Source organism: Streptomyces sp. NPDC012510, from assembly GCF_042955065.1.
Lineage (GTDB): Bacteria > Actinomycetota > Actinomycetes > Streptomycetales > Streptomycetaceae > Streptomyces.
Genome location: NZ_JBIBEN010000003.1, coordinates 392457 through 409494 on the forward strand (window position 1 = coordinate 392457; position 17038 = coordinate 409494).

The following is a 17038-nucleotide window of genomic DNA, read 5'->3' on the forward strand; positions in this document are numbered from 1 at the left end:
TAGCATCGATGCCGCCATGCAGACGAATCCCACGTACTCCAGCCTTGTCGCGGTCGGCGACTCCTTCACCGAGGGCATGTCCGACCTCCTTCCCGACGGTACGTACCGGGGCTGGGCGGATCTCCTCGCGGGTCGTATGGCCGCGCGGGCGCCCGGCTTCCGGTACGCCAATCTCGCGGTGCGCGGAAAGCTGATCGGCCAGATCGTCGCCGAGCAGGTGGACGTGGCGGCCGCGATGGAGGCGGACGTGATCACGCTGGTCGGCGGTCTGAACGACACGCTCCGGCCTAAGTGCGACATGGGGCGGGTCCGCGGACTTCTGGAGGAGGCCGTGGAACGCCTCGCCCCTTCCTGCAAGCAACTCGTCCTGATGCGCAGTCCGGGTCGCCAGGGCCCCGTCCTGGAGCGGTTCCGTCCGCGCATGGAGGAGCTGTTCGCCTGCATCGACGAGCTGGCCGCCCGGCACGATGCCCTCGTCGTCGACCTGTACGGGGCGCCGTCGCTGAGCGACCCCCGCATATGGGACGTGGACCGGCTGCACCTGACCGCCGAGGGGCACCGCCGGGTCGCCGAGGCGGTCTGGCAGGCGCTCGGCCACGAGGCGGAGGACGAGGAGTGGCGGACGCCGATGCCCGTGGCACCGCCGCCCGGATGGACCGCGCGTCAGGTGGCCCACGCACGGTTCGCCAGGCAGTACCTGCTCCCGTGGATCGGCCGCCGCCTCACCGGGCGCTCCTCGGGGGACGGCCTGCCGGCGAAGCGACCCACATTACTGCCGTACGAGGGGCCAGGAGCGTAAGGATCCGCCGCACCGGGAGGCCCGCGTGTCCACCGGCGATCAACCTGACGGGCCGCAACAGCGACTTCCTATGGGGTGGTGTGCCTGACCGGTGTGTCGCCCGCCGGCCGCAGGGGCACCGTGGACGCGGGGCCACCCATCGGAGATCGCCGACTCAGCTCGCCCACAGTGCACATGCTCCCTCGTATCCTTCGGGTACGGCGACATCTCTCAGAAGCCAACCCTCGGGGCCGCTGCCGGGCCTTGGCCCGGTACCGACGTAGTCCTTCGCCGGCTCCCGCGAGAGGCCGATGCCGACTCCTTTGAGGTATGCCTCCCTGCGCGCCCAAGCACGCGCGAACGCCCGCGACTTGGCGTGATCCGGTTCAGCGGCCGGCTCCGCCGCTTCCTTCGGGTGCAAAGAGGGCGATAGCTCCGCCACCACATCCGGCCGGGGAACCTGTTCGACGTCCACCCCCACCAGCACATCGGCGATCCCGATCAACACGACCTCGCCACTGCGGGAGATCGAGAAGTGCGCGCCTCCTCCGTGAACCGCGGGCCTTCCGTGCAGGGCGCCGCACGAAGGGCAGGGTTCTCGGAACAACCGCACCGCATCCGCGGCCACTCCCAGGTGAGCACCGAGCAACACCCGAAGTGCCACATGCGCGACGACGTATCACCGACGGTCCACACGGCGCTTGAGGGCAGCCGCCCTCCGCCGCTCCGCCGGCTCAAGGACGTCAGGAGCGAGACGAGCCGCGCGCTCCGCTTGCCCCAGCGCGTCGACAAGCCACACGACAGCATGCCGCCACCCGTGATGCCCTCGCTCGGCGCTCGCCGGAACCCGGTCGGTTCACCGATGGGACATCCTGCGCGGGGCTGCTGCTCAGGGGGCACCTCGATCACCGTCTCCCAGTCAACGTACGACAGCGTTCGGGCGCAGAAGCCCTTTCCTTTGTACGAAAAAAATTCGGAGTGTGTGATCCGTCGGTGCCCCGGTACCGAATCAAGACCGTGGGGTCTGACCACGGCCCGCACCAAGCGCATCCCGACCTGTTCGAAGGTGCCCGTGTTCGACGCGCCGGTCAGCTCCTGCCGCGTCTCATGGGAACCTGCCACGGAGCCGACATGGTGGACAAGCCAGTGGGAACCTTGCCCTCCGGCACAGGGGAATCCGCAGCTGCGGTGGCTGAGGGCCCTGGCCCGGCCGCCGTCGAGAGGATCCTGACGGCCGTGCTGGCCGACGTCGTTCGTGCCGAGCGGATACCGGTCGACAGTCACTTCTTCGACGACCTGGGCGCTGACTCGTTGGTGATGGCGCAGTTCTGCGCACGGGTGAGGAAGCGGGCGGACCTGCCGTCGGTGTCGATGAAGGACGTCTACCGGCACCCGACGATCAGGAGCCTGGCGGCGGTGCTCACGGACGCCTCGCACGCTCCCCCCGCCAAGCCTTCCGCCGAGGCCCCGGGCCTGGAACCGTCGCCGGCATCGGCCCCGGTGCCGACTCGGTCCCCGGCGGGCGTGCCGCGCCATGTCCTGTGCGGCGCGCTGCAGTTCCTGGCCTTCCTCGGATACTCCTGCCTGATCGCTTTCGTCACCGCACACGGCTACGGCTGGATCTTTGCCGGATCCGGCGTGTTCGACGTGTACCTGCGGTCGGTGCTGTTCGGCGGTGCGGCCTTTCTCTGCCTGTGCGCCCTTCCCGTCCTCGTGAAGTGGACACTCATCGGCCGGTGGAAGCCCCGGCACATCCGTGTCTGGAGCCTCGCCTACGTCCGCTTCTGGATCGTCAAGACGCTGGTCCGCTCGGACCCGCTGGTGCTGTTCAGCGGCTCGCCTCTCTACCTGCTCTATCTGAGAGCGCTGGGCGCCAGGGTCGGGCGCGGTGCCGTGGTCCTCTCCCGGAGCGTGCCCGTGTGCACCGATCTGCTCGCCATCGGAGACCACACCGTCGTCCGCAAGGACTCGTCGTTCGCCTGTTACCGGGCCCACGCCGGGCTGATCCAGACCGGACGGGTCACCCTCGGACGGGATGTGCTGGTCAGCGAGGCCACGGTGCTCGACATCGACACCTCCATGGGCGACGGGGCGCAGCTCGGCCACGCGTCCTCGCTGCACCGCGGGCAGGCGGTGCCCGACGGTGAGCACTGGCACGGGTCTCCGGCACAGCGCACCGACGTGGACTTCCTGGATGTGGGGTCGGCCCGCTGCGGCACGGTGCGCAGAGCGGTCCACAGTGTTCTGCAGATGCTGGTCGCGCTGGCCCTGTACGTGCCGTTGACGGTCGGCGGCGTGTTCGCGCTGCTCTTCGAGGTCCTGCGGCTGGGCACGGCCCTGGAGCCGGGAACCACGGTGCTCACCGGCGGTACGTTCTACCTGGAGACCCTGGTGATCACCTTCGTCCTCGTCTTCGGTGCCGTACCCGTCGGTCTCCTCGTGCTCGCTACCGTTCCCCGTCTGCTCAGGCGGGCCGTCTCGCCGGGGAGGGTGTACTGCCTGTACGGCTTTCACCACGGCGTGCACCGGACGATCGCGCTCCTGACCAACTGGAGGTTCCTCAAGCGCCTGTTCGGTGACAGCTCCTCCATCGTCCACTACCTGCGGTGCCTCGGGTACGACCTGTCCCGGGTCGAGCAGACAGGGTCGAACTTCGGCACGGAGATGAAGCACGAGACGCCGTTCTTGAGTTCCGTCGGGCGCGGAACGATGGTCGCTGACGGGCTGTCGATCGTGAACGCCGACTTCTCCAGCACCGCCTTCCGGGTGTCCCGGACGTCGATCGGGCCGCGCAATTTCCTCGGGAACCGCGTCGCCTACCCCGCACGGGGCAGAACGGGTGACAACTGCCTCCTCGCGACGAAGGTCATGGTGCCGGTCGACGGAGCTGTCCGCGAAGGCGTCGGGCTGCTGGGCTCACCCAGCTTCGAGATCCCCCGTTCCGTCCTGCGCGACAGCGGGTTCGACCGATTCAAGAGTCCCGAGGAGCTGCGGCGCGGCCTTGCGGCCAAGAACAGGCACAACGCCGCGACCATGGGGTGGTACCTGCTGACGCGGTGGATGTACGCCTTCGGTCTCGCCCTGATCGCCTCAGCGGCCGCGGAACTCTACGGCGTGCTCGGCGCCTCGGCGATCGCGCTGGCAGACGTGGTCGCCGTGGTGTTCACCGTCGCCTACTTCGTACTCGTCGAGCGTGCACTCACGGCGTCGCGTCCCCTGCGGCCGCTGTTCTGCTCGATCTACGACCCGAGTTTCTGGCGGCGAGAGCGGTACTGGAAGGTGCCGTCGGAGACCTACCTCCGGATCTTCAACGGCACGCCGTTCAAGAACACGATCTGGCGGCTGTTGGGGGTCCGGCTCGGCAGCGGAGTCTTCGACGACGGCTGTTATCTGACAGAACGGGCCATGGCCGCCATCGGGGACGACTGCACCCTCAACTCGGGGAGCGTCATCCAGTGCCACTCGCAGGAGGACGGCACTTTCAAGTCCGACCGCAGCACGATCGGCTCCGGCTGCACTCTCGGTGTCGGCGCCTTCGTCCACTACGGCGTGACGGTCGGCGACGGCGCGGTGCTCGCCCCCGACACCTTCCTCATGAAGGGCGAGGTCGTCCCGCGGGAGGCGTGGTGGGGCGGGAACCCGGCCAGACCGCTCCGCTCACCCGGCGGGAGGCAGGACAGGAGGTAGTAGGGCGCATGGAAACGCGTGCATCGGCCGACCGGAGCTTCTGGAAGGGCGTGCTCGCCGGCGGCGGGGTCACCACGGTCCCCCGGTGGACCCTGGCCCCGGTGGCCCGCGTCGCCGAGCAGGAGGTGGCGCTGCCCGCGGACCTGGTGGCCGTGTTGCGCCGAACCGCGGATGATCTGGCGGTCCCGCTCGGTTCGGTGTTGCTGGCCGCGCACGCCAAGGTGCTCGCCGCTCTGTCCGGCGACGTCGAGGTCACCACCGGTTACGTCGCCGTACCGGGTGGTCGGCCGCTGCCCTGCCGGTTGACCACCGAACCGGACTCGTGGCGGACGCTGGTGCTGCGCACCCATCGGGCCGAGTCGGAACTGCTGCTCCACCACGACTTCCCGGTCGAACGTCTCCGGCGCGAGCTGGGCCTGCCCGGACCGTCGACCGAAGCCATGTTCGATCCGACCGGTGACGGCGGCGAGCTCGCCGAGGACGCCGTCCTGCGGGTGGCGTTCCCGCGACGGGGCGCTGGGCGCGCGGTGCGGCTGCGGTACCGGACCGAGGCGCTCGACGCGGACTGCGCCACCAGGATCATCGGCTATCACCTCACCGCCCTCGGGCTGATCGCCGCCGCCCCGGACGCGACGCACGGACGGCAGAGCCTGCTCTCCGCCGAGGAGCGCCGCTGTCAGCTCGAAGGACTCGCCGGCGCCCACCGGAAGTTGCCGGGGCACCGCCTCCACGAGCTGTTCGAGCAGCGCGTGCGGGCACACCCGGACACCGTGGCGGTCGAATGCGGCGACCTGCGGTGGAGCTACCGGGAACTCGACGCGCGGGCCAACCGGTTGGGGCGGGCCCTCCTCGCACGTGGGCTGCGCCGCGAGGACGTCGTCGCGGTGGTGACCGAGCGGAACCTGGGCTGGGCGGCCGCCGTTCTCGCCGTCTTCAAGGCCGGCGGGGTGTACCTGCCCGTCGAGCCGCACTTCCCGGCCGACCGCATCACGGCCATGCTCTCCCGCGCCGGGTGCCGGCTCGTGCTCACCGAGCCGGGCAGCACCGCCATGCTCGACCGTGCCCTCGAGGCACTGCCCGCGGTCCGGACGCTCTTCATCGACGCGGCCTACGCGGAGGGCCGGCCGGACCACGACCTCGGTGTCGACGTCGCACCGGACCAGTCGGCCTACATCTACTTCACCTCCGGCTCCACCGGCCGGCCCAAGGGAGCCGTGTGCGAGCACGCCGGACTGCTCAACCATCTCCTCGCCAAGATCGACGACCTGGGCATCGGGGAGGGCAGTGTGGTCGCCCAGACCGCGCCCCAGTGCTTCGACATCTCCCTGTGGCAACTGACGGCCGGCCTCGTGGCCGGCGGGCGGACCCTGATCGTGGGGCAGGAGACGATCCTGGAGGTCCCGCGGTTCGTCGACGCGATCGCCCGCGGCCGGGTCCACGTGCTGCAGGTCGTGCCGTCGTACCTCGAGACCGTCGTGTCCTATCTGGAACGGCACCCGCGCGAACTGCCGGACCTGCGGTGTGTGTCGGTCACCGGTGAGGCACTGAGGAAGGAGCTCGTGCGGCGCTGGTTCGCGGCCGAGCCGGGAATCCGGCTCGTCAACGCCTACGGGCTGACCGAGACCTCGGACGACACCAACCACGAGGTGCTGGACGGGGTGCCCGACACCGAACAGGTTCCGCTCGGCCGCCCCGTCGACAACGTGTACGTCTACGTCGTCGATGATCATCTGTGGCCGGTGCCGCTGGGCGCGCCCGGTGAGATCGTGTTCTCCGGGGTGTGCGTCGGCCGGGGGTACGTCAACGATCCCGAACGCAGCCGGCTCGCCTTCACCACCGATCCGCACCGGCCCGGGGAACGGCTCTACCGCAGCGGCGACCGGGGGCGCTGGATGCCCGACGGCAAACTGGAGTTCCTCGGCCGCCGGGACAGCCAGGTCAAGGTCCGCGGCTTCCGCATCGAGATCGGCGAGGTCGAGAACACCTTGCTTGGGGTGCCCGGTGTCCGCGACGCGGCCGTGGTGGCCGTGGCGGGGGCTGACCAGGGCGGGCGCCTCGTGGCCTGTTACTGCGGTCGTGCCCCGCTGGAGGACGGCATGCTCAGGGACCGGCTGGGCGACTCGCTGCCCGCGTACATGGTCCCTTCGCGGTTCCACTGGCGGGAGCGCCTGCCGGTGACCGCCAACGGCAAGGTCGACCGGAAAGCACTGACCGCCCTGGCGGCACGGCTCGACGCCGCGGCACCCGATGCCGGACAGAGCAGCGACGGGCCCGAAGGCACGGTCGAGGCGGACCGCGAGGCGCCCCGTACACCGACCGAGCGGCGGCTGGCCGCCGAGTGGGCGCGGGTGCTCGGCATCCCGAAGGCCGGGATCCGACGCCACGACCACTTCTTCGACCGTGGCGGCACCTCCCTCACCGCGATGAGACTCGCGATCGCCCTGGACCGCGCGGTGAACATCCCGGACCTCATACGTCACCCGGTCCTGGCGGACCTGGCCCGGCTGCTCGACCGATCACCCGGCGACCGGACCGACGCGGCCGCCGACGCGTCAGGCCGCCGGCCACCGGCTTGCTCCGATACCGACCCACCTACAACGTAAGGAGACTGACATGCCCTCCTCGACCCCCATGACGCTGCCCGGTGTCGACCTCCAGCCCGGCAAACCCCCGATCCTGCGTGCCGACTCCACCGGTGATGCGGCGAGCTGGGCCGCCGAACACCGGGAGGCCCTGCGTGCCGTCGTCGCCGAGCACGGTGCGGTCCTCGTCCGCGGTCTCGGGCTGGGTGACGGTGCCGAGGCCGCCGCCGTCTTCCGCAAGGTCGCCGACGACGGCCTGATGGCCGAGAAGGAGGCTTTCGCGTCGCGGCAGACCTATTCCTACGGCGTGTACTCCTCGTCGAAGTGGCCGCCGAACCAGCCGATGTGCATGCATCACGAACTGAGCTACACGCTCGAGTTCCCGGGCCTGATGCTGTTCGCCTGCCTCATTGCTCCGACCGTCGGAGGGGCGACCGCACTGGCCGACGCGCCGACCGTGCTGAACCGGCTGCCCACCGAGCTCGTCGAACGGTTCCTCAGAGAGGGCTGGCTGCTCACCCGCACCTACAACGACGACATCGGGGCGTCCTACGCCGAAGCCTTCGGCACCGACGACCGCGGCGCGGTGGAGAGCTACTGTCGTGCGGCCGCCATCGAGTTCGAGTGGCAGGCGGACGGCGGACTGCGGACCCGGCAGCGCCGCAGCGCCGTGGTGCGCCACCCGGTCACCGGCCTGCCCTGCTGGTTCAACCAGATCGCCTTCCTCAACGAGTGGACGCTGGACCCCGAGATACGTGAATACCTGGTCGACGTCTACGGCGCCGACCGGCTGCCGTTCAACACCCGCTACGGCGACGGCGCGCCCATCAGCGAGGAGACCGTACGGCTGCTGAACGACGTCTACGAGTCCACCACCGTGCGCGAGCCGTGGCAGAGCGGCGACCTGATGCTCGTCGACAACGTCCGTACCGCCCACAGCAGGGAGCCCTATGAAGGCCCGCGCGAGGTGCTCGTCGCGATGACGGACCCCGTGCGGCCAGCCGACTGCTCACCGACCGTGGAGGTGACCGTCGCATGACCACCACCCGCCCCCTCCCGACCCGGTCGGCACCGCCGGAGCCGATCACCGTGCCACCCTTCGCCGTGATCTCCGGGGAGCAGGTCCAGCGAGCGCTGCGGGGGCGCGAGCACCGGATCGTGGAACTGGTCGAGGCCGCCTACCGTCTGCACGGTGCCGGTCATTCGGTGAACCCGCCGTCCGTGTTCCTGCGTTTCCCCGACCGCCCCTCCTCCAGGATGATCGCGCTGCCCGCCTCGATCGGTGGGGACGGGCAGGTGGACGGCCTGAAGTGGATCTCCAGCTACCCGCAGAACGTGACGGCCGGTATCCCACGGGCCTCGGCCGTGCTCATCCTCAACGACCACGACACCGGCTATCCGTACGCCTGCATGGAAGCTTCGATCATCAGCGCCACGAGGACGGCCGCGTCGGCGGCGCTGGCGGCGGACCGGCTCACGCGCGGCCGACGCCGCCCCATGACCGTCGGGTTCGTGGGGACCGGCCTGATCGCGCGGTACATCCACACCTTCCTGGCCGGGACCGGCTGGTCGTTCGACGCCGTCGCGGTACACGACGTGTCCGCCGACAGCGCGGCCGGTTTCCGCTGCTACCTGGAACAGTCGGGTGCCCCCGGGCCGATCGTCGTGCACGACAGCCCCGAGCAGGTGATTCGCATGAGCGACATGGTGGTCTTCGCCACCGTCGCCGACCGGCCGCACATCCACGACCCGTCGTGGTTCGCCCACCGTCCGCTCGCGCTGCACGTGTCGCTGCGCGACCTGGACCCGGCGATCGTGCTCGCCTCGGCCAACATCGTCGACGACGTCGAGCACTGCCTCAGGGCGCAGACCTCTCTTCACCTGGCAGAACAACTCACGGGCGACCGCGGCTTCCTGACCGGGACGCTACAGGAGGTGATGACCGGACTCGTGACGCCGCCGACGGACAAGACGGTGGTGTTCTCGCCCTTCGGGCTCGGGGTGCTCGACCTGGCGGTCGGCAAGTACGTCTACGACGAGATGGCCCGCTCCGGAGAACTGCACATCGTCGACGGCTTCTTCCATGAGCTGCGCAGGTACGGATGAACTACCTTCGTCCCCCCACCCACGCCGCTCCGTAACCGAGTCACCGCTGCGCACATCCGCGGAGGCCATCGTGTCCGTCATATCCACTCCTTACACCTTCAACGAGGAGGATCTCTACGTCGACCTGCGGTCGATCACGGGCCGCAGGGTCTTCCTGAAGTGCGAGGGCTTCAACTTCGCCGGGTCGATCAAGCTGAAGCCCGCGACCGAGATGGTGGAGGCCGCCGAGCGGTCGGGCCTCCTGAGGCCGGGGTCGGTCCTCGTGGAGTCCTCGTCCGGGAACATGGGCGTGGCCCTCAGCATGATCGCGGCGAGCAAGGGCTACCGGTTCCTGTGCGTGACGGACTCCCGCTGCAATCTCTCCACCAGGCTGCTGATGGAGGCCTTGGGCGCACGTGTGCACGTCGTCACCGAGCCGAGCGCCGACGGTGGCCTCCTGCGTACCCGGATCGACTACATCCGTGCGCTGTGCGCCCTCGACGACCGGTACGTCTGGCTGAGCCAGTACACCAACCCGGGCAACTGGAAGGCGCACTACCGCAGGACGGCACCGGCCATCGCCCGGTCGTTCCCCGGACTCGACGTGCTGTTCGTCGGCGCCGGCACCACCGGGACGCTGATGGGCTGCGCACGCTACTTCCGGCACTGGCACCGGCCGGTCCGGATCGTCGCGGTGGACACCGCCGGCTCGGTGACCTTCGGCGGGGCTCCGGGTCGCCGTATGCTTCCCGGCCTGGGCATGAGCGTCCATCCGCCGCTGCTCGACGAGTCCGTCGTCGATGAGGCGGTGCACGTCGAGGAGGCGGACAGCATCCGCGCCTGCCACCGCCTGGCCGAACGCGGATTCCTGTTCGGCGGCTCCACCGGCACCGTGGTCAGCGGTGCGATGGGCTGGCTGGCCCGGCATGACTCGCCCGGCCTCACCGCGGTGGCCATCGCCCCGGACCTCGGCGAGCGCTATCTGGAGACGGTCTACCAGGCCAACTGGGTGCGGGCCCTCTACGGCGACGACGTGCTCGGCCCGAGCGAGTCGGGCGGCGCCCTCGGCTCCCTGGCCGGCGACCCGCCACCGCCACCGACGCCGACGCCCGGCCCGCAAGCGCGTCACCGGCGTCAGGAGAACGGGGGCAGAAGCCCGTGACGCCGGCACGGAGCCCAGCCGGCCGGCGCCGGGTTCCTGAACAGCCCATCGCGTCACGCCGCGGGATGCGGACCGCGGCCGCGCCTCGGAGACTGTGGAGGACGACAAGCGAGCCTCATCGGTGGGCCGGGGCAGACACGCAGGTGGGAGAGGGTGTGGCGGACAGGCAGGCGCCCGATACCCGGCGGAGCGGCGCATCCGAGACGGATCGGCTCCTGGTGTCCGTCGCTGATGGCAGTCATGACGCCTTCGCCCGGTTGTACGACACGGTGGCCGGCCCGATCTTCGGAGTCGCGCGCCAGATCCTGCGGGACCCGGCACGCGCCGAGGAGGTCACCCAGGAGGTCCTGCTGGAGATCTGGCAGACCGCCCCCCGCTACCGGCCGGAGAAAGGGCACGCCATGACCTGGATGATGGCCATCGCCCATCACCGCGCCGTGGACAGCGTCCGTACCGCGCAGAGATCCTCCGAGCGCGAGCGGGTCGTCTCCCGGCAGGACGCGACTCCGGCCTTCGACGACGTCGTGGAAACGGTGGAAGCGCTCGGAGAACACGAACAGGTCCGCTCCTGTCTGAAGGAACTCGGCGACGATCTGCGCCGGCCCGTGCTGCTCGCCTACTACCGGGGCATGACCCAAGCCGAGATCGCCTCGGTCCTGTCGCTGCCGCTGGGTACCGTCAAGAGCCGCCTGCGCAGAGCACTGACCCGCCTGCGGCACTGCCTGGGAGCCGTGCGATGACAACCGACGATCCTCACGACTTCGCAGGCGCCTACGCCCTGGACGCTCTCGGCCCGGAGGAACGGGACACATTCCGGCGGCACTGCGCCCAGTGCCCCGACTGCGCCCGCGAGATCGCCCTCCACCAGGAGGTCGCGGCCCGCCTCGCCATGGCGGTGGCCGACACTTCGCCGCCAGGATTGCGGGAACGTGTCCTCGCCGAAGCCGCCCGGACCCCCCAACTCCCCGCGGCGGCCCCGGACCAGGCGGATCGGCGTCCGCGCCGCCGGTCCCCGCCACGGTTGCTGCGTCTCGCGCTGGCCGCCAGCCTGGCGGCGGCCGCCGCCCTCGGCGGCACGACGGTCTGGCAGCAACAGGCCGCAACACAAGCACGCCAGGCGGAGCAGGAGACACGCCGAGAAACCCAGAGCCAGTCCGCTGCCCTCGCTCGGCTCCTTGCCGCCCCCGACACCACCCTCACCACAAAGCCGATCTCCTACGGCGGCACGGGCACCGTCGCGGTCTCCCCCCTCCTGAACCAGGCCGCCTACTTCTGCGAGAACCTCGCTCCCCTGCCCTCCGGGAAGACCTACCAGTTGTGGTACGTCGCCCCCGGTGACGAGACCCGCTCCGCCGGACTGCTCCCCTCCACAGCCGACGCCCAGGCCGTGGCGCTGCCCCCGCCCGACACCGCCTCGTCCCTCGCCATCACCGTCGAACCGAGCAAGGGTTCCTCCCAGCCCACCATGCGCCCGTTCGCCACATGGCCCCTCTCCGCCTCCTGACGGACGGGTGCGCCGACTCGACAGGAGGACATCCGGGCTGACGCCCTTCCCGTGGAAGCGGCGCTCGTCGGCGGAGAGGGCCTTGGCGACGTTCCGGGAGCAGCTCCCCGTTGAACGGCACCACAGGGACCGGCTCCACCGGCCACGCCGACACCAAAGAGATCATCGGCGTCCTGGGCGGTATGGGACCGGCGGCCACCGCCGACTTCTACGCCGAGCTGGTGGCGATGACTCCGGGGCACAGGGCCGGGGTGGCACGACTGTGCTGGAGTGGCACTGCTGTGCTGGAGTGGCACGGCTGTGCTGTGGCACGACCTGGCTGCCGAATCGATACCAAGACCGGCTGCCGTCGCGAGGCGTCAACGCAAACTCGCGTAGCGGAAACGCCCGGGCGCGCGTGACGAACAGGTTCTGCCCGGCACTCGCGGCTGCCTTCTGGTCACCGATGCCGGTGCCGCCGCTCCTGCAGCCTCTTCATCTGCTCCTCGATCAGTTTGCTGCGTCCCTGGGTCTTGTGGCGTGCCTTGCTGCTCTGCCCGCCCTGGCCCATGTGCCGCAGCTTGTCAGCCATGTCCTTGGCCCGCTGCTTCATCTCGTCTGCACCCATGGCCGCACCTCCGTCATTGCTGTTGGTCCTCCGCCCAGACTGGCATCCGGTCAGGGTCCTCGCATCTGGCAGCGGCGTCCGCCGCGTCAAGATGCCGCCCACGTTCCATCGGGCCCCCTCGCTCGCTGGATCGAGGGCTTGGGCCAGCCCCACCAGACCCGCACGCCAGCAGATGGCATAAATCGCCTGAGCCAACGGCATCACACCATCGGCCTCCGGTCGCGGTCCCGAGGAGGAGGCCGGCCATGCGCGGCTACCCCGGCCACGGCCGGACCCTGACAGGAACAACCGTCCCCAGGGACCTGTACTCGGTTCCGTCCGACAGCACCGACGTCTGACACGCTTCTCACGCACGTGGTGTGGCAAGAACGCCCAAGGAGCCCCTGAGCTGTACGTTCCTACATCACGTGGACGGTTCGGAGCCTGTATGGACGCCCGGTAAACTCCGTCCACGTGACTTCTGCGCCAGCCAAGCCCCGCATCCCGAACGTCCTCGCCGGACGGTACGCCTCCGCCGAGCTCGCCACGCTCTGGTCGCCCGAGCAGAAGGTGAGGCTGGAGCGGCAGCTCTGGCTGGCCGTGCTGCGGGCCCAGAAGGACCTCGGCATCGAGGTGCCGGACGAGGCGCTCACCGATTACGAGCGGGTCCTCGACACCGTCGACCTGACCTCCATCGCCGAGCGCGAGAAGGTCACGCGGCACGACGTGAAGGCGCGGATCGAGGAGTTCAACGACCTCGCCGGGCACGAGCACGTGCACAAGGGCATGACGTCCCGCGATCTCACCGAGAACGTCGAGCAGCTGCAGATCCGGCTCTCCCTGGAGCTGGTCCGCGACCGCGCGGTGGCGGTACTCGCACGACTGGGCAAGCTGGCCGGTGAGTACGGCGAGCTGGTCATGGCCGGCCGCTCGCACAACGTGGCCGCGCAGGCCACCACCCTCGGCAAGCGGTTCGCGACCGCCGCCGACGAGCTGCTCGTGGCGTACGACCGGGTCGAGCAGCTGTTGGGCCGCTACCCGCTGCGCGGGATCAAGGGCCCGGTGGGCACGGCCCAGGACATGCTCGACCTGCTGGGCGGGGACGCCGCCAAGCTGGCGGAGCTGGAGGACCGTATCGCCGGGCACCTCGGTTTCGCGCAGGCATTCACCTCGGTCGGCCAGGTCTACCCGCGTTCGCTGGACTACGACGTGGTGACCGCGCTGGTGCAGGTGGCGGCGGCGCCCTCGTCGCTGGCGAAGACGATCCGGCTGATGGCCGGGCACGAGCTGGTGACCGAGGGCTTCAAGCCGGGTCAGGTCGGCTCGTCCGCCATGCCGCACAAGATGAACACCCGCTCCTGCGAGCGCGTCAACGGCCTGATGGTCATCCTGCGCGGCTACGCGTCGATGACCGGCGAGCTGGCGGGCGACCAGTGGAACGAGGGCGACGTGTCATGCTCGGTGGTGCGCCGGGTCGCGCTGCCGGACGCGTTCTTCGCGCTGGACGGACTGCTGGAGACGTTCCTGACCGTCCTCGACGAGTTCGGCGCTTTCCCGGCGGTGGTGGCGCGTGAGCTGGACCGCTACCTCCCCTTCCTCGCCACGACCAAGGTGCTGATGGGCGCGGTGCGCGCGGGCGTCGGCCGTGAGGTCGCGCACGAGGCCATCAAGGAGAACGCCGTCGCCTCCGCGCTCGCGATGCGCGAGCAGGGCGCCGAGCGCAACGAACTCCTCGACAAGCTCGCCGACGACGACCGCATCCCGCTGGACCGAGCCCAGCTCGACGCGCTCATGGCCGACAAGCTCTCCTTCACGGGTGCCGCCTCCGACCAGGTCGCCGTCGTCGTCGGCCGGATCGAGGAGATCGTGAAGCAGCGTCCGGAGGCCGCGGGCTACACACCGGGAGCGATCCTCTGACCCGCTTCACCCAGGCCGAGCTGGAGGCCGCCCGCGACCGGCTGGTGCCGGATGTCACCGCGGACGGCCTCCGGGTCCTTTTCTGCGGCATCAACCCGGGGCTGAGGACGGCGGCCACCGGCCATCATTTCGCCCGTCCCGGCAACCGCTTCTGGCCCGTCCTGCACCTGTCCGGCTTCACGCCCCGCGTCCTCAAGCCGTCCGAGCAGGGCGAGTTGCCGACCTACGGGCTCGGCATCACGAACGTTGTCGCCCGCGCCACGGCACGCGCCGACGAGCTGACGCCGGAGGAGTACGCGGAGGGCGGCCGTCTGCTGACTGCCAAGGTGGAGCGGCTGCGGCCGCGCTGGCTCGCGGTGGTCGGCGTGACCGCGTACCGCGCAGCCTTCACCGACCACAAGGCCGCCGTCGGACCGCAGGAACGGACGATCGGGGACACTCGCGTGTGGGTGCTGCCCAATCCCAGCGGCCTGAACGCGCACTGGACGGCGGCGACGATGGCGGAGGAGTTCGGGCGGTTGCGGGTGGCGGCGGAGCGCTGACCGTCGGCCGCCCGCGTGCGGGGCGGTGCGTCAGGGCGGGGCGTGCGTCAGGGCGGGGCGATCGCCGTTATCAGGGCGACGAGTTGGAACGGCAGCTCCTTGTCCCACTGCGAGACGCCGAGGGCGATCCAGCGGCCGTCGGCTCGCCAGAGGTGCATGTCGGGGACGTGGGAACTGAGCGGTCCCCAGGGCTCCGGTATGCCCTCGCCCTCCAGGTGACGGCTGGACACGCTCCACAGACTGAAGACGACCGGAGGCCCCCAGCGCTCGGCGAGCCGTTCCGAGAGGGCGTCCCGATCCGCCTCGTACTGGTCCTCCGTCTCCTCCCGTTCCGTGCCGTCGTCGTCCCAGAAGTCCGCGCTCGTCTGTAACTCGGCGATGTGGTAGCCGGGTCCGGTCGTTCCGACGTCGGACCGGCCGGGCTCCGCCGGGAAGTCCTCGGAGCACAGCCGGTCGATGACCGCGAGGTGCCGCGTGATGCTCATGCGGTCCAGTAAAACGCCCGCCACTGACAATTGGCGTGGCGTCAGGCTCCCGCGGCTCGCGGCTCGCGGCTCGGGATCATACGCGGGCACGCGGGCACGCGGGCACGCGGGCACGCAGGCACGCAGGCACGCAGGCACGCGGACGTGGGCACGGCGTACGAGTCAGGATTCCGCAGGTCGGAGGCGCCAGGCACTCGCCGGGGTTCGTCGTGACGAGTACCATCCGGCAGACACGGGCGCGAGCTGGGAGGACGGGCGTTGGGGCGGCTGACCGGCGGGGATCCTTCTCTGCTCCGAAGAATCAACTCGGCCGTGGTGCTGCACGCGCTGCGGGCGACCGACCATGCGACCCTCACCGAGATCACCCGGGTCACCGGGCTGTCCCGGCCCACGGTCGAGGGCGTCGTCGAGGGGCTGGTCGAGGCCGGGCTGGTGGTCGAGCAGGCCGCCGAGGAGGGCGCAGCTCGGCGGCAGGGACGGCCGGCGCGGCACTACCGCTTCCGGGCCGAGGCCGGGCATCTGCTGGGCCTCGACGTGGGCTCGCACCGGGTGAACGCGTTGCTCGCCGACCTCGACGGGAGGGTGCTGGGCTCGCTGTCCAAGGACGTGTCCGAGTCGGCGTCGGCGGACGATCGGCTGGAGCGCCTGCGCTCGACCGTCGCGGAGCTGCTCCGCAGGTCCGGCGTCTCCCGGGGCTCGCTGCGCGCGGTCGGCGTGGGCAGTCCGGGCGTGATCGAGGCCAACGGTGCCGTACGGCTGTGCGCGGCCCTGCCGGAGTGGACGGGGCTGAACCTCGGCGAGCGGCTCAGTCACTCCTTCAAGTGCGCGGTCCTGGTGGAGAACGACGCCAACGCGGCCGCGGTCGCCGAGCACTGGAAGGGGGCGGCCGCCGAGTCCGACGACGTGGTGCTCGTGCTGGCGGGGCTGAGCCCGGGGGCGGGTTCGCTGATCGGTGGGCGGCTGCACCGGGGCTACGGCGGGGCGGCCGGGGAGATCGGCGCGCTGCATCTGCTGGGCCGGGAGGCCACTCCGGAGGCGTTGCTCTCGACCACGGGCGAGCCCCTGCATCCGCTGGACGAGCAGGCGGTCGCCGAGGTTTTCAAGCACGCGCGGGAGGGAGATGAGCGGGCCCGTGAGGCCGTCGACCGCTTCATACAGCGCCTCGTCCACGACGTGACGGCCCTCGTGCTCGCCCTAGACCCCGAACTCGTCGTCGTCGGCGGCTGGGCGACCGGAATCGACGATGTCCTCGACCCCCTCCGCCACGAACTCTCCCGCTACTGTCTGCGCCCACCGCGCGTCACCCTCTCCCGACTGGGCGAGTCGGCCGTCGCCATGGGCGCGCTCCGACTGGCCCTGGACCACGTCGAGGAACAGCTCTTCGCGGTCGAGGGCACGGTGACGGCACGCCGCTGAGACCCACACGTGCGTGCCGGCCGCCACGCTTGCCCCGGCACCCCGAAGCCCCCACCTCCATCGCCGATCGACACGCTTGTCTCAGCGCCCTTGAGCCCCCACCTCCTGCGCCGGCCGCCACGCTTGACCCGGCGCCGCGAAGCTCCCACGTCCATCGTCGGCCGCCACACCTTTCCCCGGCACCCCGAAGCCCCCACCTGTTGCCCGTCGGCTCGCTGACCTCCGCTCCGCCGAGACCTCCGTCTCCGTTACCGGTAGACGGTGCTGCCGCAAATGACGCTCTGGATCTCACGC

The 17038-nt window shown here is 70.5% G+C and carries 14 protein-coding genes; 11 read left to right on the plus strand and 3 right to left on the minus strand.

Annotated features, from left to right (window positions below; all coding sequences use genetic code 11):
* Window positions 1-16 precede the first annotated feature (16 nt).
* Window positions 17-799: a GDSL-type esterase/lipase family protein gene (locus tag ACFY9I_RS07160; RefSeq protein WP_390997761.1), complete on the plus strand. Its 783-nt coding sequence runs from the start codon at window positions 17-19 to the stop codon at window positions 797-799.
* Between the two features lie 154 nt (window positions 800-953).
* Here the strand turns inward: ACFY9I_RS07160 and ACFY9I_RS07165 are convergent, their stop codons facing one another.
* Window positions 954-1442: a 4'-phosphopantetheinyl transferase superfamily protein gene (locus ACFY9I_RS07165; RefSeq protein WP_390997764.1), complete on the minus strand. Its 489-nt coding sequence runs from the start codon at window positions 1440-1442 to the stop codon at window positions 954-956.
* A gap of 467 nt (window positions 1443-1909) precedes the next feature.
* Between ACFY9I_RS07165 and ACFY9I_RS07170 the strand changes: the two genes are divergently transcribed.
* The 7 genes from ACFY9I_RS07170 to ACFY9I_RS07200 all read left to right on the plus strand — a co-directional run bounded on the left by ACFY9I_RS07170 (window position 1910) and on the right by ACFY9I_RS07200 (window position 11798).
* Window positions 1910-4465: a Pls/PosA family non-ribosomal peptide synthetase gene (locus ACFY9I_RS07170; RefSeq protein ID WP_390997767.1), complete on the plus strand. Its 2556-nt coding sequence runs from the start codon at window positions 1910-1912 to the stop codon at window positions 4463-4465.
* A gap of 8 nt (window positions 4466-4473) precedes the next feature.
* Window positions 4474-7068: an amino acid adenylation domain-containing protein gene (locus tag ACFY9I_RS07175; protein ID WP_390997770.1), complete on the plus strand. Its 2595-nt coding sequence runs from the start codon at window positions 4474-4476 to the stop codon at window positions 7066-7068.
* Window positions 7069-7078: 10 nt separating this feature from the next.
* Window positions 7079-8086 (plus strand): TauD/TfdA family dioxygenase, encoded by a 1008-nt coding sequence (locus ACFY9I_RS07180; RefSeq protein WP_390997772.1) that lies wholly within the window; start codon window positions 7079-7081, stop codon window positions 8084-8086.
* Window positions 8083-9153, plus strand: a complete 1071-nt coding sequence (sbnB, locus tag ACFY9I_RS07185) for a 2,3-diaminopropionate biosynthesis protein SbnB (RefSeq protein WP_390997774.1) — start codon at window positions 8083-8085, stop codon at window positions 9151-9153. Before ACFY9I_RS07180 ends, sbnB begins: the two co-directional genes overlap by 4 nt.
* 70 nt (window positions 9154-9223) lie before the next feature.
* Window positions 9224-10294 carry a 2,3-diaminopropionate biosynthesis protein SbnA gene (gene sbnA, locus ACFY9I_RS07190; RefSeq protein ID WP_390997777.1) on the plus strand — a complete coding sequence of 357 codons (1071 nt, stop codon included), beginning with the start codon at window positions 9224-9226 and terminating at the stop codon, window positions 10292-10294.
* A gap of 155 nt (window positions 10295-10449) precedes the next feature.
* Window positions 10450-11034: an ECF RNA polymerase sigma factor SigK gene (gene sigK, locus ACFY9I_RS07195; RefSeq protein WP_390997780.1), complete on the plus strand. Its 585-nt coding sequence runs from the start codon at window positions 10450-10452 to the stop codon at window positions 11032-11034.
* Window positions 11031-11798, plus strand: a complete 768-nt coding sequence (locus ACFY9I_RS07200) for an anti-sigma factor domain-containing protein (RefSeq protein ID WP_390997782.1) — start codon at window positions 11031-11033, stop codon at window positions 11796-11798. The genes sigK and ACFY9I_RS07200 overlap by 4 nt, the downstream gene beginning before the upstream one ends.
* 439 nt (window positions 11799-12237) lie before the next feature.
* Here the strand turns inward: ACFY9I_RS07200 and ACFY9I_RS07205 are convergent, their stop codons facing one another.
* On the minus strand, window positions 12238-12405 hold the full coding sequence (locus ACFY9I_RS07205) for a hypothetical protein (RefSeq protein WP_390997785.1): 168 nt from the start codon (window positions 12403-12405) through the stop codon (window positions 12238-12240).
* 453 nt (window positions 12406-12858) lie between these two features.
* Here ACFY9I_RS07205 and purB point away from each other — a divergent pair, with 453 nt between their 5' ends.
* Entirely contained in the window at window positions 12859-14301 is a 1443-nt protein-coding gene (gene purB, locus ACFY9I_RS07210; protein ID WP_390997788.1) for an adenylosuccinate lyase, read from the plus strand.
* A gap of 44 nt (window positions 14302-14345) precedes the next feature.
* On the plus strand, window positions 14346-14843 hold the full coding sequence (gene mug, locus ACFY9I_RS07215) for a G/U mismatch-specific DNA glycosylase (RefSeq protein ID WP_390997790.1): 498 nt from the start codon (window positions 14346-14348) through the stop codon (window positions 14841-14843).
* A gap of 47 nt (window positions 14844-14890) precedes the next feature.
* Here mug and ACFY9I_RS07220 read toward each other — a convergent pair whose 3' ends face one another.
* Window positions 14891-15328 carry a hypothetical protein gene (locus tag ACFY9I_RS07220; protein WP_390997792.1) on the minus strand — a complete coding sequence of 146 codons (438 nt, stop codon included), beginning with the start codon at window positions 15326-15328 and terminating at the stop codon, window positions 14891-14893.
* 258 nt (window positions 15329-15586) lie between these two features.
* Here ACFY9I_RS07220 and ACFY9I_RS07225 point away from each other — a divergent pair, with 258 nt between their 5' ends.
* Window positions 15587-16744, plus strand: coding sequence for an ROK family protein (locus tag ACFY9I_RS07225; RefSeq protein ID WP_390997795.1), 1158 nt, complete (start codon window positions 15587-15589; stop codon window positions 16742-16744).
* Window positions 16745-17038: the final 294 nt, after the last annotated feature.